The organism is Salinibius halmophilus, from assembly GCF_003577475.1.
Taxonomy (GTDB): domain Bacteria; phylum Pseudomonadota; class Gammaproteobacteria; order Pseudomonadales; family Natronospirillaceae; genus Salinibius; species Salinibius halmophilus.
Genome location: NZ_QPEP01000015.1, coordinates 66,313 through 85,700, shown reverse-complemented (window position 1 = coordinate 85,700; position 19,388 = coordinate 66,313). Strand labels below are relative to the sequence as shown.

General features: G+C 50.0%; 21 protein-coding genes. 12 read left to right on the top strand and 9 right to left on the bottom strand.

Annotated elements, in window-relative coordinates:
• Window positions 1-23 precede the first annotated feature (23 nt).
• The 5 genes from DUW71_RS16040 to DUW71_RS16020 form a co-directional block, all read right to left on the bottom strand.
• The gene (locus DUW71_RS16040; RefSeq protein ID WP_119396291.1) at window positions 24-1,190 is read right to left on the bottom strand and encodes an alpha-D-ribose 1-methylphosphonate 5-triphosphate diphosphatase; all 1,167 of its coding nucleotides are present in this window, start codon (window positions 1,188-1,190) and stop codon (window positions 24-26) included.
• 23 nt (window positions 1,191-1,213) lie between these two features.
• A complete protein-coding gene (phnE, locus tag DUW71_RS16035) occupies window positions 1,214-1,999 on the bottom strand; it encodes a phosphonate ABC transporter, permease protein PhnE (RefSeq protein ID WP_119396290.1) in 786 nt (261 codons plus the stop codon).
• The gene (locus tag DUW71_RS16030; RefSeq protein ID WP_119396289.1) at window positions 1,992-2,846 is read right to left on the bottom strand and encodes a phosphonate ABC transporter ATP-binding protein; all 855 of its coding nucleotides are present in this window, start codon (window positions 2,844-2,846) and stop codon (window positions 1,992-1,994) included. Before DUW71_RS16030 ends, phnE begins: the two co-directional genes overlap by 8 nt.
• A gap of 1 nt (window position 2,847) precedes the next feature.
• Window positions 2,848-3,720, bottom strand: coding sequence for a PhnD/SsuA/transferrin family substrate-binding protein (locus DUW71_RS16025; RefSeq protein ID WP_119396288.1), 873 nt, complete (start codon window positions 3,718-3,720; stop codon window positions 2,848-2,850).
• A gap of 205 nt (window positions 3,721-3,925) precedes the next feature.
• Entirely contained in the window at window positions 3,926-4,315 is a 390-nt protein-coding gene (locus DUW71_RS16020; RefSeq protein ID WP_119396287.1) for a hypothetical protein, read from the bottom strand.
• Window positions 4,316-4,549: 234 nt separating this feature from the next.
• Here DUW71_RS16020 and DUW71_RS16015 point away from each other — a divergent pair, with 234 nt between their 5' ends.
• From DUW71_RS16015 to mutM, 4 genes are all read left to right on the top strand, one after another.
• Window positions 4,550-5,101 (top strand): DUF1543 domain-containing protein, encoded by a 552-nt coding sequence (locus DUW71_RS16015; protein WP_119396286.1) that lies wholly within the window; start codon window positions 4,550-4,552, stop codon window positions 5,099-5,101.
• Window positions 5,102-5,137: 36 nt separating this feature from the next.
• Window positions 5,138-5,611: a hypothetical protein gene (locus tag DUW71_RS16010; RefSeq protein WP_119396285.1), complete on the top strand. Its 474-nt coding sequence runs from the start codon at window positions 5,138-5,140 to the stop codon at window positions 5,609-5,611.
• 140 nt (window positions 5,612-5,751) lie between these two features.
• Window positions 5,752-6,156 carry a hypothetical protein gene (locus tag DUW71_RS16005; RefSeq protein ID WP_158584194.1) on the top strand — a complete coding sequence of 135 codons (405 nt, stop codon included), beginning with the start codon at window positions 5,752-5,754 and terminating at the stop codon, window positions 6,154-6,156.
• A 37-nt stretch (window positions 6,157-6,193) separates the two neighbouring features.
• Window positions 6,194-7,018 carry a bifunctional DNA-formamidopyrimidine glycosylase/DNA-(apurinic or apyrimidinic site) lyase gene (gene mutM, locus DUW71_RS16000; RefSeq protein ID WP_119396283.1) on the top strand — a complete coding sequence of 275 codons (825 nt, stop codon included), beginning with the start codon at window positions 6,194-6,196 and terminating at the stop codon, window positions 7,016-7,018.
• 102 nt (window positions 7,019-7,120) lie between these two features.
• On the opposite strand, the gene DUW71_RS15995 is transcribed toward mutM, so the two are convergent.
• A complete protein-coding gene (locus DUW71_RS15995) occupies window positions 7,121-8,401 on the bottom strand; it encodes a hypothetical protein (RefSeq protein ID WP_119396282.1) in 1,281 nt (426 codons plus the stop codon).
• 216 nt (window positions 8,402-8,617) lie between these two features.
• Here DUW71_RS15995 and DUW71_RS15990 point away from each other — a divergent pair, with 216 nt between their 5' ends.
• The 8 genes from DUW71_RS15990 to DUW71_RS15955 all read left to right on the top strand — a co-directional run bounded on the left by DUW71_RS15990 (window position 8,618) and on the right by DUW71_RS15955 (window position 15,340).
• Entirely contained in the window at window positions 8,618-9,445 is an 828-nt protein-coding gene (locus DUW71_RS15990; protein ID WP_119396281.1) for an ABC transporter ATP-binding protein, read from the top strand.
• A 1-nt stretch (window position 9,446) separates the two neighbouring features.
• The gene (locus tag DUW71_RS15985; RefSeq protein ID WP_233546175.1) at window positions 9,447-10,469 is read left to right on the top strand and encodes a FecCD family ABC transporter permease; all 1,023 of its coding nucleotides are present in this window, start codon (window positions 9,447-9,449) and stop codon (window positions 10,467-10,469) included.
• Between the two features lie 7 nt (window positions 10,470-10,476).
• On the top strand, window positions 10,477-11,505 hold the full coding sequence (locus DUW71_RS15980; RefSeq protein WP_119396279.1) for a FecCD family ABC transporter permease: 1,029 nt from the start codon (window positions 10,477-10,479) through the stop codon (window positions 11,503-11,505).
• A 10-nt stretch (window positions 11,506-11,515) separates the two neighbouring features.
• The gene (locus tag DUW71_RS15975) at window positions 11,516-12,475 is read left to right on the top strand and encodes an ABC transporter substrate-binding protein (RefSeq protein WP_119396278.1); all 960 of its coding nucleotides are present in this window, start codon (window positions 11,516-11,518) and stop codon (window positions 12,473-12,475) included.
• A gap of 73 nt (window positions 12,476-12,548) precedes the next feature.
• Window positions 12,549-13,502, top strand: a complete 954-nt coding sequence (locus tag DUW71_RS15970) for an iron-siderophore ABC transporter substrate-binding protein (RefSeq protein ID WP_119396277.1) — start codon at window positions 12,549-12,551, stop codon at window positions 13,500-13,502.
• Window positions 13,503-13,527: 25 nt separating this feature from the next.
• A complete protein-coding gene (locus DUW71_RS15965) occupies window positions 13,528-14,295 on the top strand; it encodes a hypothetical protein (protein WP_119396276.1) in 768 nt (255 codons plus the stop codon).
• Between the two features lie 107 nt (window positions 14,296-14,402).
• The gene (locus DUW71_RS15960) at window positions 14,403-14,834 is read left to right on the top strand and encodes a hypothetical protein (RefSeq protein WP_158584192.1); all 432 of its coding nucleotides are present in this window, start codon (window positions 14,403-14,405) and stop codon (window positions 14,832-14,834) included.
• Window positions 14,835-14,905: 71 nt separating this feature from the next.
• On the top strand, window positions 14,906-15,340 hold the full coding sequence (locus tag DUW71_RS15955; protein ID WP_119396274.1) for a DUF6174 domain-containing protein: 435 nt from the start codon (window positions 14,906-14,908) through the stop codon (window positions 15,338-15,340).
• A 42-nt stretch (window positions 15,341-15,382) separates the two neighbouring features.
• Here DUW71_RS15955 and DUW71_RS15950 read toward each other — a convergent pair whose 3' ends face one another.
• The 3 genes from DUW71_RS15950 to DUW71_RS15940 form a co-directional block, all read right to left on the bottom strand.
• Window positions 15,383-16,810 carry a carbon starvation CstA family protein gene (locus DUW71_RS15950; protein WP_119396273.1) on the bottom strand — a complete coding sequence of 476 codons (1,428 nt, stop codon included), beginning with the start codon at window positions 16,808-16,810 and terminating at the stop codon, window positions 15,383-15,385.
• Window positions 16,811-16,940: 130 nt separating this feature from the next.
• Window positions 16,941-17,627: a response regulator gene (locus DUW71_RS15945; protein WP_119396272.1), complete on the bottom strand. Its 687-nt coding sequence runs from the start codon at window positions 17,625-17,627 to the stop codon at window positions 16,941-16,943.
• A gap of 8 nt (window positions 17,628-17,635) precedes the next feature.
• Entirely contained in the window at window positions 17,636-19,324 is a 1,689-nt protein-coding gene (locus DUW71_RS15940) for a sensor histidine kinase (protein WP_119396271.1), read from the bottom strand.
• Window positions 19,325-19,388 lie beyond the last annotated feature (64 nt).

The following is a 19,388-nucleotide window of genomic DNA, read 5'->3' as shown; positions in this document are numbered from 1 at the left end:
CCCCAAGCAAAAGCGATTACCAGTTATCCATCCATTTGTGCAAGTTCTAATTTACGCCGGTTCAGTGCCAGTTGGCCTTTCACCCACACTTGTTCAATGGCGAGTGGTGAGCCGGATAGGCTGTTGAGCAGCAGCAGGTCACCATCAAAGCCAATATCAATTTTGCCAGTAATATTGCCAATCCCTAGTGCCTGCGCTGGTGCTTCGCTCACTAGTTTCCAAGCCTGGATAAAATCGCATAAGCCTTGTTGGGCAGCGATAAACGGCGCATTAAATAGCGCTGGGTAATAATAATCACTGCACAGCATATCCACTTGCTGCGCTTGAATGGCTTCACCAGCGCCGAGTGCACCAATATGTGAGCCACCGCGCACTAGGTTAGGCGCGCCAACCAATACGGCAATGCCAGCTGCCTTTAACTGCGTTGCCACATCTAGTGTCATAGGAAACTCGGCAATGGCTACCCCACGGGCAATCGCGGCGGCTACGTCATCGGCGTCTTTATCATCGTGGCTAGCCAGTGGAATGCCCTGCTTTTGTGCGACATCGGCAAGCTCAGCTGATTGCTCAAGGCCAAGGGGAAGTTGTTGATGGAGCTGGCGAATAAACTGGTTGATTTGCTCATCACTCATATTGAGGCGCCGGTTGAGGCTATCGCTAAAGCACTGCACCCGCTTGTCATCGCCCTCGGGTGGCACATGATTATTGAGCGAGAGCAGGTCGATACGGTGCTCTGCAAGCCAGCTTATCAGCTCACCATGGTCTTCAGTGTTAGCCTGCTCGTGGCGGATATGAATGCGGGTATCACAGTGCAGCTCTGGTCGTAGTGCTTCGATGGTATCGATCAGTTGGCGCACGGTTTGGCGTGAGCGAATGCCAGGTTCAAAGCCATCGGTAATGCTTAAATAAAACGTTGTAATGCCAGCACTTATCAGGTCGGCATCATTCGCTGCGAGCGCTAGGTTTAGTGGAAAGGTACTGGTGGTTCTGGGTGCAATATGGCGCTCAAATGCATCGCCATGCGCATCGATGATGCCAGGCAATAAATAGCGAGCGGTGGGGTTGGGCTGTTCAACAAGAGTAAAGTCGGACGCTATGCTGGCAATTTTGCCATCCTGCAGCACGACATGTTCGGCAAATATCCAGCCTTGAGCGGTTAGGGCGTTAACGTTTTCGATGTGGTGTAACATAACAATTCCTATAGAAATCAGACCTACAAAATTCGAGTGCGAATGGCATTGCTGATGCGCTCAACGCCGTACACCAAAAGAAATACCAGCAGAATAATCATCGACGCTTGGTCATAGCGGAACATCTCCATCGACACCGCCAGCTCCACCCCTATGCCGCCAGCCCCAACCAACCCCAACACAACCGATGAGCGTACAGCTTTTTCTAAGGAGAACAGGCTGGTATTGACCATGCTGGCCGAGGCATTTGGCAAAATGGCGACCGCGAAGCGATCGACAGGTTTTGCCCCAATAGCAGCCAGCGCTTCATTTGGTTGTGGGTCGGTTTCTTCAATCGCTTCAGCAAAAAAGCGGCCACAAAAGCCAACCGTGTCGACAATGAGCGTGAGCACACCGGCAAACGGCCCAAGCCCTACCGACGCAACAAAAAATAGCGCCCAAGCCAGGTCGGGTACGGTGCGCAACATGGTTAACCAAGCGCGCGAAATACGGTATAGCCAAGGGTGAGGGGTGGTATTTTTAGCCGCCAAAAACCCTATGGGAATGCTTAGCGCAATGCCGATTGCCGCACCTGCGATAGCCATTTGTAAGGTGGTGATAATGGCGCTAACAATGGCGTTAAAGCGGCTGGTGTCCGGCGGTAGCATTTCCCCGGTAATGGTCCACATGTTGGGCACACCAGCGATTAAGCGGCTGATCGAGAAGTCGGTGCCATACAAGGCCCACGCCAGCACTGCCATAGCAAAAGTGAACGCACCAGCATGCCAAAGGCTATTGTGGGCAAAGCGTTGTGGGGTAGCGTTAGGCATGGGTGGCTCCGGTACTAAAAAAGGCACGCAACTGCTCGCGGCAGCATTCACGGCTGGCCGAGTTTAGGGCAATGCGTTGTTGTTTTAAGCCAACTATTTGGTCGCTGTACTGCATGGTTTGCTCAAGATTGTGCGACACCATTAGCAGTCCAATCTGATTAGATTGCGTGACCTGTTTTAATAACTCCATAACCGCCATGCCTGAGCTGGGGTCTAGGCTTGCTGTCGGCTCATCGGCCATTAATAAGCGTGGGGTTTGCATCAGGGCTCTGGCAATGGCAACCCGCTGAGATTGACCACCCGAGAGCGTATCGGCGCGGCGCAAAGCAAGATGGGCCAGCCCTACTTGCTCAAGCATGTGATAGGCCCGGTCGCGCTCATTACTGGGTGCCCAGGCTTGGCGCCACATACGCCAGCCGCCTTGGCTGCCCAGGGCGCCATGCAATACATTCGATAGTACCGATAACCGAGGAATGAGCTGGTGTTTTTGAAAAACAAAGCCCACTTGCGATCGGGCTTGTCGCAGTGCTTTGCCGTGTAGCTCACTAAAGGGTTTACCGGCAATGCTTACCTGCCCAGCATCCGGCTCTAGTAGGCGCACGCAGCAACGCAATAATGTACTTTTACCTGCGCCATTGGCGCCAATAATGGCAACAGCCTGTCCTGGTGCGACGGTTAAGTCGACATTGCTAAATACCGGTGGCTGCTGGTTAAAAGCCTTGCTTAACCCCTGTACTTGCAAGGCGGGCGACACCAAAGGTGCCGCCGCGGCTGTTGTAACAGATTCTGTTACTGCTACTGTAGCTGGGGTAGTTACAGTAGTGGTCACTGCGGCAGGCGCTGACATATTAGTCACCAATGAAGTCGGCATACTCTGGGTAACCAGCGGTGTCGTACATGGCGCGCACATAGTTATAGTCTTCGTCATCCAAGGCCAACAGGAACTGCATGCCAGCATATTTTTGGTTGTCTTCACCAAACAGAATGGCGGCAATAAGCTCGTCAGAGTGCTCAATAAAAGCATTGCGATAGCGCTCAATTACCTCATCCGATACGTGTGCGCCGGCCATTAGTACATCGTTTGGCAGGTCTGGGCCGCGAGCGATCACACGAAATGCACCCGGTGGTAGGCCACCATTGGCTTGTTCTTGCTCGCGTAAAGTCAAAAAGTTTAAGTGGTTCATACCAATGGCTGCCACATCACCACGTTTTAGGGATTCCCAAGCAATCGGTAGTTTGGTGTGAATTGGCTCATAATCTGCTGGGGTAACGCCATAATCGGCAATTGCCTGCATAGGACCTAGGTGTTTAGACGTAGAGCCAACCGAGCCAAACGCAACTTTTTCACCAGCGAGAGTTGCTGGGCTAGTAAAGCGGCTATCGGCCAGTGTGATCACTGAAGCGAAGTAGTCTGGACGCGAAAAACCGGCAACAATTTTGGCCTCGGTGCGTTTGTTGATTACCACATATTCCGCTGGGCCCGTCATGACAAAATCTACCTGCTTAAAGCGCAAAGCTTCTACGGCAGCGGTGCGGTTGGTAACTGGGTAAAACTCAATGGTATCGCCAGTTTTTTGCTCAAGGGTTTCGACAAACTGGCCAAACTCACGTTGCAGTGACTCTAGGCCTACTAGGTCGGTGACAGCCATGCGGATGGTATCGGCACTAGCCGTTACACTGAGCAGCACGGTCAGTGCTGTAATACAAATGCGATGAAACATAATGGGCTCCTATTATTAGCTTGCCTGATCGTTCAGGCTTGCGAGCCACACTAGGGGTGCATGATGACATGCCTATAAACATTACTTGGCAGTGTGTTGAACAATGGGCTTCAACAAGCCCATTGCAATACACCTTCGTGAGTAGGTGAAACAAGGCATTGCACCTTGCTAGACAACTTTTTGCATAGGGGCTTTTGCAAACCTATTAAGACGCTGGGCACATCTCATAAACCAAACTGACCACCTCTTGGCAAAGCTCAAGTGCTCCGGCGCCTTCACAGGCTTGCTGGGTAAACTTGTTTTGTTGGTCGAGAGTTTGAATTTTGCCACAGAAATCGAAGTTGTTCGTCGCCTCGGCACAGCTGCTAACAAATGCTGTGGTGTCGATAATACAACCGAATGAGTCGCACTGGTTCGCTTGTTCGGCAACGCCTAGTACACAATCTTCAAATGTGCCTTGGCTGCCCACTTGCTCGCCTAATTCAATTTGCGCTTGCGCGCCGTCCATAAACTGGTGGTAAAGAAAAACACCACCACCAATCAACAGTGCTAATACCACACTGATAATACCTAAAATCCACAGAAGCACTTTCATCGCTGGCATCCTTTCTACAAGAGTTATGGGTGTTATATCATCGTTGCAAAATTATACAATTAATAGCAAGACAGTGTTTGGGAACCTTTAAAAACCTCTTTTTCTCATTTTTACTTTGTTAAAAATCGCCTCAAAATGCTCATTTACTACAGTAAACTGTGCTTTTTCGCCGATTTTTGCCTCGTAAAAATTTCGCCTCCGAGGTTTTTAAAGGCCCCCTGAGGGCAGGCGTGAATGAAATTATTTGCAGTTTATTTGGGTGGCACCGTTGCAAAAGGCCAAATTGAAGTACACGACGTGCAGTTTGTGGCGGGTGAGCGCATTGAAGATTGCTACCAAGACTTGCTAGCAAGCTGGTTTGGTGATTTGAAAGGCCTGCACCTCGACTCGGTATTGCATCTAGATGTGGTCGATCACTACCAAGTGACGCTAACCGATGGCCTAGCCGATAACCAAGGCAAAGCTCTGTACTACGTTAACCTAGGCGCCTATCAGCCAGGCGTGTTTGGCGAATACCACGAGCATGTTTTTTTAGTGGCCGATTCTGCCAAAGAAGCCAAAGCACGAGCCAAGGCCCGCATTCAGCACCTGTTTAAACCTCATAAAGATGCCTTGGTTGATGTAGATGACTGCATTGAACTGAGCCAAGCCAATGGCCTGCGCATTCAACTGGTGCCAACCACACAAGCTAGCCAGCAAGTACCTGTGAACGACTATCACCTAGTGCCTGAAGCCGAGATCAACACTTATCTAGAGCGTTTGGCCAATAGTGCACAAATGTTCTAACCAAGCCATTACACTAGTTTAAAGGAGGTAAACAGTATGGACTACACCGGTATTTATAGTGCTAACGCGGTGGCCGAGCGGCGGATAAAGCATATTCGTTGGATCGGCATTGTGCTCTTTGCTGCGTTAGGCGTTGTCGTTAGTTTATTAATCAGTAATGTCGTTGAGTTTGCGGGGTTTATCGCAATTAGTGTTGTGCTCTGGTTAGGTGAGAGCTTTGTAGGCGCTCAGCTTGAACCACTAAAGAATATCTACATCAACGAGCAAAGCTTGCGCCAAGGCAAAGACAAAGAAGTGAAGTTTGCCAACATCGAGCACATCGAATTTTTACCGCTCAAGCAGCCCAATCCTATTATCAAACTGCTCTGGCCTAAGCACCCTGGTGTCATGCGCATTCGCATCCTTGACCGCTTTCAGCAAAAATATGTTTTTGATGTGTCGGCCTATGACTTTGACGACCGTATGAAGATTATCAATGCCCTAGAACACTACTGTTCGCACCTCAAGTAAAACGCAAAAGCCAATCGCCGGTTACCTGCGTAAAAAACGCATAACAAACGCCGGAGTGGTTAATCATGTATTACGCACCCTCACCCTCTATAAGTAAGCGGTTTAGTCTTTTTAAATGGGCTACCTACGGCGGTGTTTTTTTGCTTGCTATGCTAGCAACCATGGCGTTCAATCATGGGATTTATGGGTTCATCGCAGTACTGCTGTTAGAGGTAATGATACCGGGTTCGTTCTCGCGTTCGCTGCGCTCGATAAAAGTTAAAGAGCGCAAGCTAATAGTTGCCGGCAGTGACGTTGTGCATTTCGACAGCCTGCGCAAACTAGAAGTGTTACCCTACCGGCCGGCAACCTGGCTGCAACGACAAGTGTGTAAAGCGCATCCTGGCAACTTCGAGTTAATGCTCACCAGCAACCAAAACGAGCGCTATTTACTCGACCTGTCTTTGTTTAGTTACGACGACCGCATCGAAGTGGTAGAGTTGATCCGAGCGCGCAGCCCCTACCTAACTATGGTCCTGCCACAGGATAATCTGCAACCTCAGTAGGAAGCATTTTTTTGGCAAAAACTGAAGTATTTGAGAAATGCCTGAATTACCAGAAGTAGAAACCACGAAGCGTGGTATTGCCCCGCATGTTGAGGGGCAAACCATTGCGTCTCTGCGAGTTCACAACCCTAATTTGCGCTGGCCAGTTCCTGGCGAGCTGGCCGAGCTAGCGAATGGTGCCGTGATTGGCCAGCTCCAGCGGCGAGCAAAATATTTATTGATGCCGGTAGGAACCGACTATGTGTTGCTTTGGCATCTGGGTATGTCGGGCAGCTTGCGCATTGTTACCCCTGCAACGCCTCTGCGAAAGCACGACCATATTGAATTGGAACTCGCCAACGGCACGCTGCTGCGCTACCACGATCCACGCCGCTTTGGGGCGCTCTTGTATGCCAAACAAGGGGAAACCAATAAACATGTACTGCTTGAGCACCTAGGCCCAGAGCCGCTAAGTGATGCTTTTAATGTGGCGCATATGATCACCAGAGCAGCGAATAAAAAGCAGCCAATTAAAACCTTTATAATGGACAACGCTAATGTTGTTGGTGTGGGCAATATTTATGCCTGCGAATCCTTGTTTAAAGCTGGTATTCACCCCAATACCCCAGCGGGGCGAGTCAGTCAGCAACGCTGGATAAAGCTAGTTGAGGCGATTAAAACCACGCTGGCAGCGGCGATAGAACAAGGTGGCACCACCTTGCGCGACTTTGTTGGTGGTGATGGTGAGCCGGGGTATTTCGCCCAGCAGTTATTTGTTTACGGCCGCAATGGCGAGCCGTGCCGCGTGTGCGAGACGCCAGTGAAGTTATTGAAAATGAGCGGCCGCGCCACCTGCTATTGCGGTAAATGCCAGAGGTATTAGTGTGTAGCGATACCGTTGCCCGGTGCAAACAACGCACCGTGCAACCTACATTGATTGGTTTAAGTGTAGGTTTTACGAAGCCAAGCTTCGGGAAACATCGCGCTATCTATATTGCCGCGTTTTACGCAATACCTTCACAAAGTTCACCAAGGTGATAATTAAGGCGATGGTCAATATGCTGGCCAGCGCAATCAATACGGCATTGCGCAAGCGTAAATCATCAGCTTGATCCCGCACTTGTTGCAGGGTTTGCTTTTGCTCACTAAGGCGCTGTTCGTATTTAGCTGCTTCACGACTAAAATAGGCTTTTAGGCGTTCACTGCGGTTGGCACTGTTGTTCTCCCACAGCTTTTGGCTCAGCGTATTGTGAGCTTCTAATGCAAAAAGCGCCGCCTCAAACTCGCCATTACCGCGCAGGTATTGATATTTAAGCAGCCAATAATCTAGCTCAATCCAATCGCGAAATGCGTTGCGTGGCAAACGGTGCAAGTCTGAGCTGAGATCTGCAATGGCATCGACGGCCTGCGGGTCCTCGTTCTCCACCATTACATGGGCAATCACATGTTTGGCATATAAAGACTCACTAGCCGACTGCATTTGATCAATTTGGTCAAACAAAGCGTTGGCCGCTTGAATGTAATTTTGCTCTGCTGCACCAGCAAATAACATTTCGGCGCGTCGAATTTTGGCGGCCAAGCGTTGTGATGGGTAGTCGGTAGCCAATAGCCTAGCTAGCTCAGCGCTGGCATCGGCAAGGGGTTGGCGCGCAAGTGCGTACTCAAATGCTAAATACTTTACTTCTATTTCCACCGCTGGCATCGGCTGTTCGAGCAAAGCCTGTTCGGCGCTAATTAGCTGTTCTTGCATTAATGGCCAGTTTGCCGACTCAAAATAATACCTAGCATAGGCCAGTTCTACGGCCGGCAGCAGTGGCACATCATGTTTATTTATTACATCTAACGCTTGTTCTAGGTTGGCCAGTGCACCGTCCATATCACGCTGATAGATCGCTTGATTCGCGCGGTGAATAAGCAGCCAGGCAGTGCTTTGATAGTCGGCAAGCGAGTTGGCTAAGCGCATGGCGCTATCAAACTGAACCTCGTATTCCTGTCGGTCTAGCACATCATTTGCGAGCACCATGTCGACAATCATTTTGTGCATTTGCAACTGAGGTGCCATGCCACCAGTGGTAAGCGCTACCTGCTCTGCTGCATCCGCTACGCGCAAATCTTGGGCGTAGGCCAGTGCTAGCGTTAGGTGCGCTTCATTCGACAAGGTTTCTTGATTGGCAAGTGCCTCAATCTCACTAAATGGTGTTTGAAACCATTCAGCAGCGTACAGCTGGCTGCAAAATAACAGCAGGATGGCGGATAAAAAACGCATATAAGCGGCACTCGTATCTAAATATGTTCGGCGGCTAGCTTACTGACCACTGGTTTGTTTTCAACCAAATTTGGCGAAAAGTTAACCAATTTGTGATCAGTGTTAAGTCACTATTGCGTTACGCACCCGAAAACAAGAAATGATGATAATGAACTTGCAAATAGAAACGGTTATCAATAAGATTCGCGAAAATAACGACTTCATCAGGTTTCTAACATGGCTAAGACATCCTTACGCATTCAGCAGCTTAGCACTGGCTACCAGCAGATGGTGGTTAAAAATGTTGAACTAGACATTCCCGATGGCAAGTTGACGGCACTGATTGGCCCCAATGGTTGCGGGAAGTCGACGTTATTAAAGTGCATGGCGCGCATTTTAAAGCCTATGGGCGGACATGTGTTGCTAAACCAGCAGCCAATTCATAGCACGCCAACCAAAGAAGTTGCCAAACAGCTGGCATTATTGCCACAAGGCCCAGTTGCACCAGAGGGGCTTATAGTCAGGGAACTCGTAGCACAAGGACGTTACCCTCACCAAAGCTTGCTCAAGCAATGGAGCAAAGCCGACGAAGCGGCTGTGCAAAAGGCCATGCAAATGACCGACACGCTTGCGCTGGCTGACCGCCCGGTTTCGGCGCTTTCAGGCGGGCAGCGCCAACGCTGCTGGATTGCCATGGTGTTAGCGCAAGACACGCCAATTATCTTGTTAGACGAACCAACCACCTTCTTAGATATGCGTGTGCAAGTCGACTTGCTTAACCTGTTGATTTCGCTGGCGCATGAACATGGCCGCACGCTTGTGGTGGTATTGCATGAGCTAAACCTCGCGGCTGCTTTTGCTGATCATTTGGTATTGATGAAAGACGGTGAGCTGCAAGCACAGGGTTGCCCAGAAGATGTTTTCACTAGTGACAACTTAAAGTCGGTGTTTAATCTGGATGCCAACATTATTCGCGACCCGCATAGCCAGCGTCTAATGTGTGTGCCAACCAACATGCCAGCCGGTGCCGCTGTGCAAAATGCGCCGTTGGCGCAGGCGGTGTAATGTGACTAGCACGGCTCAGCCTCACAGCGCCTCAAAGCTCGCATATTCCTCGTTAGGTCTATTGATCGGTCTGGCCGTTTTAATCGTGTTTTTTGTTTGGCATATCTCAGTTGGTGCCAAAAGCCTTGAATTTAGCACTGTATTGCAGGCGTTGTTTCAATACGACGATAGCCAGTTTAGCCACATGATCGTGCGTGAATTGCGTATGCCTAGGGCACTGATTGCGCTAGTGGTTGGGGCCTCGTTGTCGGTTGCCGGCGCGCTAATGCAAGGCGTTACGCGTAATCCATTGGCTGACCCTGGTTTATTGGGCTTGATGTCTGGTGCAGCGCTAGCTGCGGTATTGGCCGTCACTTACATTGGCATGCACACCATGGCTTGGTTGCCACTTATTGCCGCGATGGGTGCTCTACTTTCAGCCTTACTGGTCTGGCTAGTCGCCTCGGCAGCGCCAGGCGGCGCAACGCCACTATCGCTAACACTCTCAGGTGCTGCCATCTCTGGCTTTATTGGCGCCATCATTTCGATCATTCATCTGCTTAATCAAGATACGTTTGAGTCGCTGCGTGGCTGGTTAGTGGGCTCGTTGTCGGGGCGGGATCTGCAGGAGCTTTATTGGTCGCTACCTTGGATGATTGTTGGTTTGGTAGGGGCTGTTGTGTTGGCGCCTTCGGTGACAGCGCTGGCGATGGGTGATGAGTCGGCTGCTGGCTTGGGTATTAACGTGGTGAAACGCAAAGCTCAGTTGCTGATTTGTGTGGTGATTCTAACCGCTTCATCAGTCGCACTAGCCGGTCCGCTTGGTTTTATCGGTCTAGTGATTCCCCATGTTGTGCGCATGTTTATGGGCTCTGACTACCGCTGGATTGTGCCCTACTCGGCCATTTTTGGCGCTGCTTATCTATTGGGTATCGACGTGTTGGCACGCTTGTTAATGCGCCCGCAAGAAATTGCCACTGGCCTGCTGACCGCCATTGTTGGCGCGCCATTGCTTATTTATCTAGTACGCGTGCGAATCAAGTGAGGCTGACATGGTAGTAATTCGATTATTTAACGAAGCCTTCTCAACTCGCTTTCGCCCAATTGGCTTAACGCTCATGTTGGCTGGCTTGCTGATTTGGCTTGGTTTGGTTGCCGCCAGTGCCAGCCTTGGCAGTTTTAATATGAATCTGGCTGAGGTGTGGCAAACGGTGATTGGCAATGCTCCGTCGGCGCAGCATGAGCTAGTGGTGTGGGAGTTTCGCCTGCCACGCACTTTGGTCGCTGGTTTAGTTGGTGCTCTGTTTGCCCTGTCTGGCGCCATGCTGCAAAACCTAACGCGTAACTCGCTGGCCGATCCAAGTTTGGTGGGCATCTCGCAAGGCGCAGCGCTGGCTGTGGTGACGATGGTGATTGTATTTCCCGAGGTGAGTGGTTATTGGCGAGAAGTATCAGCATTTGCTGGCTCGTTGTTGGTGGCATTGGCCATTCGCGTTGTCGCTGGTAAAGGCAACTCGCTCAAGTTTATTTTGATGGGTATCGGCATGGCAGCTTTGGTGTCGGCGATTACCTCGGCCATGTTGACCTATGGCGATATTGACCGAGCAATGTCGGCGCTGGCTTGGCTTGCCGGCAGCATTAACAGTGCCACCTGGTCAGATGTGAAAATTCTCTCGGTCGCTACCGCTGCATTACTGATTTTATATCTGGTGCAAGCGCGTTCGATGTCGCCAATGTCGTTAGGCCATGAAGCCTCGGTTGGTCTTGGGGTGAATATAAATATGCTGGCAACGACTCAGTTGGTGACTTCAGTATTGGCAGCTGCTCTAGCCACTGCCGTTGTGGGCCCGCTTGGCTTTGTTGGCCTACTAGCGCCACACATTACCCGCACCATGGTGAAAACTGGCCCAGCAAATTTCTTGTTATTGACCGCACTCAACGGTGCCTTACTGGTGCTATTTGCCGATTTGGTTGGTCGAACCTTGTTCGCCCCCGTGCAAATTGCCGCTGGTTTGCTGACCTCGCTAATCGGCGCACCCTTCTTTATTTGGCTGATGCTCAGTCGTAAATCTCAACTTTAGTAGGTTACCTATGAAATCGATTATTGCCTTATTCCTTACCCTGGTTACGGCTATTTCACTGGCACAAACGCGCACAGTTGCAAGTTATCAGGGTGAAATTGAAATTCCTGCCAACCCACAGCGTATCGTGGCGCTGCTGGATCACATGATTATGCTGCCGCTCTATGAGCTAGATGCCAATGTTGTGGGCAGCGTGGGCCGTCAATGGGAAGGCCAAGAACCTTATATTCGTGGTGTACGGGCACTGTATCAGCAGAACTTTGCCGACCTTGGTGTTGAGTTTGTTGGTACGGCATTTTCTGCTGATATCGAAAAAATTACTGCGCTCAATCCAGACTTAATTATCACTTATAACTTTGGCAGTGAATCACTCGAGCAGCTTGAAGCCATTGCGCCTACCTATGTCATTGATGCTGACAAGTACAGCTATATGGAGCGTTTTGAACTGTTGGCAGAAGTGACCAACACAACCGACGTGTTTAACGCTAAAAAAGCCCACTACGATGAGCGCGTTGCTGAAATTCAAGCTTGGTTAACTAACCCTGCCGATATTTCTGTTGCCATGGCGATGCCACGCCCAGATAGCGCCGAAATTACTTTGTACCGCGATTATGGCGCATTTTCTCAGGTGGCTAACGATATTGGCTTTAGCTTACCAGCCTTTTTCGCCGAACAAATCGGTGAGTCGGCCTCTGCCAAAATTAGCATTGAAGACCTGGCTTCAATCGACGCTGACTATTTATTTGACACATTTGAACCGAATCGTGGTGATACTGCCACCAGCACCATTGAACGCTACAACTCGATGATTCCTAACTGGTGTGAGGCCGTCGAGGCATGCCGCGAAGGCCGCTACATCCCACTTCGCCGCACCGATTCTTTCTCAATGTCATTTAAAGCTTTGGACTATGTGCTAGCGCAGTTCGCGACTCATATCGCTGCTCGCCACGAGCTCTATTTCAACGAGTAAGGCAGCTAATCAAGCGCGCTGGCGCGAAGGATGTCGGCGCTCAGTTTTAGGGACTCATTCAAGAGGATAAACAATGCGTAAGTTAATCGCGATTGCGGCCTTGGCCGTTTCAAGTTTGGCTGCGGCCTTCCCAATTACCATCGAACATAAGTTTGGCACCACAGTGATTGAAGAACAGCCCGAGCGGGTTGTGTCGGTCGACTATAACGGTGCCGATAATATTCTGGCTTTGGGTGTGCAGCCTGTCGCGATTCGTTATTGGTATGGCGATTACGAAGAAGTCGTTTGGCCATGGGCGCATGAAGTGCTGACCACCGAGCCTGAGATTCTAAAAGGTGATCTGAACTTTGAGCAGATTGCCAACACCAACCCGGATGTCATTATCGCGATTTGGTCGGGTATTGATGCCGATGCCTACGAGCAATTGAGCAAGATTGCCCCGGTAGTTGCTGTGCCAGAAGGTATGGGTGACTACGCCATGCCTTGGGATCAACAAGCGCTTACCGTTGGCAAAGTGCTAGGTAAAGAAGCTGAGGCGCAAGCGCAAATTGACGCCATCAAACAACAGCTAGCGGGGTATGCCGACCAGCACCCACAGTGGCAAGGTAAAACCGTTGCCGTGGGCAACCGTTGGAATGACAACGTTGGTGTTTACACCTCACACGATATTCGCCCATTGCTTATGGCCGAAATGGGCTTTACTACACCAGAAGCGATTGACGCGGCCATTGATGGCAATGAGTTCTGGGTAGAGTTTTCGATGGAAGACTTATCACCTATGGATGCCGACTTGCTGATGTGGGTAACTGCTTCAAACGACTTTAGCAACATCACCGAGATTCCAAGCCATCGTTTTATGAACGCAGTGAAAGAAGGCCGTGAAGTGTTCTTAGGCGCCGAAGTGACAGGAGCGTTTTCCTTCGCTTCGCTATTGAGCTTGCCGCATGCCATTGATGCCATGGTGCCTATGATTGAAGCGGCACTCGACGGTGACCCTGAGACGCACGCCGACGCGCGCGTTCAGTAGCCTCAAGCAAAGTAGAGTTACGATTATGCACCCATTGCAGGCGCAATTTGAGCAGGTAAACCAGTCGGGCTACCTTACTGTGAGTTATGCCCCCAAGCTCCCCGGCCCTAAGCTTGTTGACTTAATTCAGTCAGACTGGCTTGAGCATATGTTGCAAGCACAGAAGGATGGTCGCCCTAACCTAGATAAGCGAGGCGAGGGCGCCTTTTTAATTAGCCGATTTGCCTTTCTCACCGCCCTAGTGGTAGCCAGTTGCCAGCTCACGTCAGGCCAGGTACCTAGGCTTGCTGGTACCTCCACGACGGTCAATGCACGTCGAGAATCTATTGAGCTGTTTATTGCTAGCAACGAAGTGCTAAACGATGATATTGCGGCGATACGCCAGATGCTCATTCAGTTTTATCAGCCAATGGTTGAGCGAGTGGCTGCGCTGACTAAGTTGGCACCAGCCAAACAGTGGGCGCTGATCAGTGATGCATTGGCAATGACCTGGCAGTTTGTTGGTGAGCCACTTGGCTGTGCTGAAAAGGCGAGACAAACTGCTATGGCCTTGCTGACCGATGAAAAGTCGGTACTTAAGAACCGGCGGACAAGTTTTGAGGAGTATAAATTATTCGCCTCGCCCGATGACTCAGCGCCAACCATTCACCAGTTTATTCGAGTGCGAGCTGGGTGTTGTCGAAAGTTCACCGACGATGGCAATTACTGCAATACCTGTGTTTACGTACCCAAAGAAGACCGGCAAGCTCGAATCAGCGAAACCTTGTGGCAGAATTATTACAATCGGCAATAAAACTGTGCAGATTTTGAGCATTGCTTCGCGCTAAAGGCTATCCAAAATGGTAGTATTGTTGGTAATGTATACATACCAATAACAAACTACCATTGAGGGTGAAAACCTTGAGAACATTAATGCTTGGCTTAGTGCTGTGGGCGTCGAATGCACTAGCCAATGATGTACTAGCACTGCGTTTTGCCTATATCTTTGAACAACCTAATACTGAGCCCTACCAACTAGATGGCCAAACTTGGTACGTGCACACGTCGAAAGGCATTGCCATAAGTGATTTGGCAGCGATCAACCTATTAGAAACAACCGATACGTATCAGCCGTTGAAACTAGAGGTGTCGCTAAAGCCTAGGTCATACGAGCGATTCCGCCAAAACATCGTTGAAGATGGTGCTTTCCCAGGTGTAGTGGTATTGAGTAATGGCGAAGCAGTTGGGTCTTTCCCAGTACTGCAAAAGAACTTGCCACAAACGATGATACTGCCAATTCGCGACCCGCAAACCAATCGCACGATCTATCAAGCCGTGAGCGAGCAATTATAGCCGCCAGTCTCTTCTCACCATGTATCTCGCCATAACTGCTACAGTGAAATAGAACATGAGGAGCGCTCATAATGAAGTATTTCACTGTCGCAGTATTGGCATGGTTATCTGCCTGCTCAACACCGCCACTTAATGTACACCAGCAAAACCAAGCGTTGTGGGCTCAGCAACGAGTTAGCAGTTATCAGTATGAGATTGACGTGGTGTGCTTTTGCCCAATTGACTTTCGCCGCAGCAAACGCATCACTGTCGTCGATGGCGAAATTGCCAGCGCCGTATTTGTCGACAACAACGAACCGGTGCCGCAAGCCTTAGCGCAACAACAAAAAACCATTGCCCAGTGGTTGGATGATATTGCCAGAATGCAGGCGGATGGGCCTGCATTGCTCGAAATAGAGTACGATACGGAGTTTGGCTACCCACGCGTCATCAACAGCGATTACAGCATTGATATTGCCGACGACGAACTACAGGTGACCATTCACAATTTTAACCCTTCACGGTAAGAAGAGTTGCCTGGGTAGGCAACTCAATGCCAATTGTTTTGCTTAAACACTTGGTGTTTCACTTACGCTTGGCTTGCGCAAAAACCGTACCGAAAAGGCAATAAACGCGGCGACGGCGGCGCCAATGCCAATTGGGGTGGCTATGTTCATGGCTAAGCCAAAGCCAATGCTAGCGTTGGCGAGGTAAGTAATGGTAACGGCCGTCATGAAAACTGCTGGTAGAGTGCATATCCAATGGAATTTACCTTCTTTGGCTAAATATGCCGCTGCAGCCCACAGCATAATCATTGCCGTGGTTTGGTTCGCCCAGCCAAAATAACGCCAGATCACGTTGAAGTCTTGCGTGCTGACCAAATAGCCAATAACAAACATTGGCACGGCTACCAGTAAACGCTTCGGCAGTGCTTGCTGTGGTAGTTTGAAAAAGTCAGCAATAATTAGGCGAGCACTGCGAAACGCGGTATCACCAGAGGTGATTGGCAGCACAATGACACCAAGCACGGCTAGAAACCCACCCACCACGCCAAGTAACGAGGTTGAAATTTCGTTTACTACCCCTGCTGGGCCACCGGCAGCCAACGTTGCATTCATGGCTTCTGGGCTGTCGTAAAAACTCATGCCAAGCGTACACCAAATGAGGGCAATGACCCCTTCGCCAATCATGGCGCCATAAAAAATGAACCGGCCTGAGCTTTCGTTTTGCATGCAGCGGGCCATTAATGGTGACTGTGTGGCATGGAAGCCAGATACAGCGCCACAAGCAATAGTAATAAACAATAACGGCCAGAGCGGTAAGTTATCTGGGTGGAAGTTGGTGGTGAAGTCGACACCTTGGCTATAAAAGCCTTTGCCACTGAACATTAGGCCAATTAACAAGCCAACAGACATAAATATGAGTAGCGCGCCAAAGAACGGATACAAGCGGCCAATGATTTTATCCACCGGTACTATGGTGGCAAAAATGTAGTAACCAAAGATGATTGCCACCCAAGCCATCACTGGAATCGACATTAGGTTGGCTAACAGTTTTGCTGGCCCAAGCACAAACACAACGCCTACTAACAGCAATAACACAACGGCAAATAGATTCATAAACTGTTTGGCCACATTGCCCAACTGCTGGCCTACAACGGTTGGCACGCTGGCGCCATTGTTGCGTACCGACAACATACCAGAGAAATAGTCGTGCACGGCACCAGCAAAAATACAGCCAAGCACAATCCATAACATGGCAACTGGGCCATAAAGTGCACCCAAGATTGGCCCAAAAATAGGGCCTAAACCGGCGATGTTGAGCAACTGAATGAGATAAACCTTTTTATTCGAGAGCGGCACATAGTCAACCCCGTCTGGGTTGGCAATGGCCGGTGTAGCGCGTGCGGGGATAGGGCCGAAAATACGTTCAACCAATTTACCATAGGTAAAGTAGCCAATAATGAGCGCTGCTAGGGCAGCCAAAAACCAAATCATAGTGGTTCACCTCTGCTGTTGTTTTTATAGTCGTTAACAGCTTAGGGACGGCAGTAACCGTCGCCGAGGTGAAAATAGGTAAGCGGCGGCAAAACCTTGCTAAAAGGCCGTAATGATTCGGTGAGCGGTTTTAGATACCTAACGCAATCTTAATTGCACGCAAATAGCGTCGACTCACCGGCACAGTACTGTCGCCGACTAACAACTCTGCATTGCCGTTTTCTAGGTATTTAACCTCGCGAACGTGGTCAATGTTGACGGCATACTGGCGATGGCACTGCACTAAGCCTGCCTGAGTAACAAGGGCTTTTAAACTGAGGTCGCTGTGGCTTGTCTCATTGGCAACTAGGTTGACATTAATGCCATCCGAGAAGGCATAACGCAGGCTGTCGCGGTTTACTACGAGTAAACGTTGACCTATTTTGCCGACTAACCGGTCGCAAAGTTGCACGAACTTGTGCTGGTTAAAATGCTCTCGTAAGCGCTCGACACAACGCGCTAGCCGCTCTGGCTCAACAGGTTTCACTAAGTAGTCGGTAGCTTGAAGATCAAAAGCAGTAATAGCGTGAGTGTCGTAGGCGGTTACAAACACCCAGCGTAATGGCAGGTTAGCAAACATCCGAGCTAACTCCATGCCATTTAGCCCAGGCATTTCAATATCGCAGAACACAACGTCGGGTTGTTTTTGGTGAATAAGCTCGCCTGCTTCAATGCCGTCGCAGGCAAAGCCGACTACCTCAACACGCGCAAACTCGCTTAATAAAAAAGCGAGCTCATCGCGAGCGAAGGGTTCATCGTCAATAATCAAAACGCGCATTCAACTTCCTAGCTGGCTAGTGCAGTAGCCTGATTTTTTATTGTTATGGTTACGCGGGTCTCAATGTTGGGCGTTACAGTCACGGCCACCGTTGCTTGATTGCCGTAAGCGGCATGTAAACGTTTTTCTACCATGTTCATACCAATGCCTGAATCCCTACCATTGGCTTGGTCGCGGTAAAGACCAGCGCTATCTGTTACCTCAATATGCCAGCCGTCAGGAATTTGCTCAACAATGAGTTTTAGCGTTTGTTTACCAGGGACTTTGCTTACGCCATGTTTAATGGCGTTTTCTACCAAAGGCTGCAGAGTTAGGGTGGGCAAAGTAAGATTGCAGTGCTCATTTACCTGCTCAACAATGGTTAGGCGCTCTCCTAGGCGAGCCTGTTCAATGGTTAAGTAATACCGGGCATGTTGCAGTTCATCGCAAATGCTCGACATGGCATCGTTGCGCTTTAGGTTGTTGCGCAGGTAACCAGACAAGCTTAATACCAGAGTGCGAGCCATGTTAGCGTCGTGGCGAATCACCGCCGCGATCGTATTGAGCGTGTTGAATAGAAAATGCGGGTTTACTTGCGCACGAGCGAGTTTTAGCTCAGTTTCGGTGAGCATTTCCCGCTGACTGCGAAGGCGGCCATAAAGCATTTGGTTAGATAACACACGGGCAATGCCTTCACCTAAGCTGCGGTTTAAGTTGCTAAATAGTTGCTGTTTATATTCGTAGAGCTTTATTGTGCCAACAGCGCTGCCATGCTCGCCATGCAGAGGGACAACAAGCCCTGCACCGAGCGGGCAGTCGAGGCTGTTCTGGCAATGATGTAGGCTTTGCTTGCCATCGCTAAATACAACCTCGTTATTGGCCAGTGATTGCAAGGTTTCGTCAGACTGAATGGCGCTGCCTGCAGGGTGAAACTCACGACCGGCGCCATAAAAAGCCAATACTTGTTTTTGGTCGGTAACGGCAACGGCGGCGACACCGGTGCCATGGTATAAAACACTGGCTAGGGTCTCGGCGCTTTCTTTGGTTAAGCCATTTGCCAACACCCCAACCGTTTGCTGGGCAAGGTCGAGGGCTTTTTGCGAATACTGTGCACTTAATCGGTCATCTATCGTTTGTTGATCGCGAATAATGCGGATGAATAGTGCCGCGCCGACCGAATTGGCAATGAGCATAGGTGCGGCAATGCTTTGCACAAGCTGCCAAGCCTCGTCGAAGGGCTTAGCGACCACCAGCAGCAGTAACATTTGCAACACTTCCACCACCAAGGTGACTTGCAAAGCAAACAACGGCGACAGCACCGAGCGACCCCGCTTTAGCCGATAGCGACTCACTAACCCAGCAATTAAGCCTGCCATAGTTGTGGAAATCATGCAGGCAACATCAGTGAAACCGCCGAGGGTGTAGCGATGAACGCCGCCGGTCAAGCCGACTGCTAAGCCAATTACTGGGCCACCGAGTAAGCCGCCAACCACAGCACCTATTGCGCGGGTATTGGCTATGGCGTCCTGTACTTCATAGCCTAAATAACTACCGAGTATGCAGAAGCTGGAAAACACGAGATAGGTAGATAACTTATGCTGCCAGGCACCCGATTGCAGCATTAGAGGTTTAAACAGTGGCGATTTAGAGAACACATAAGCGAGCACCAAAAAGACGCTCATTTGTTGCACTAATTGCAGTATTAACTGCCAGCTCATGGTTTCTGCCTTGTTATTATTGTTTTCAGTCCTAGAGGCACTACACGCGTAGCAAGGCAGTGCC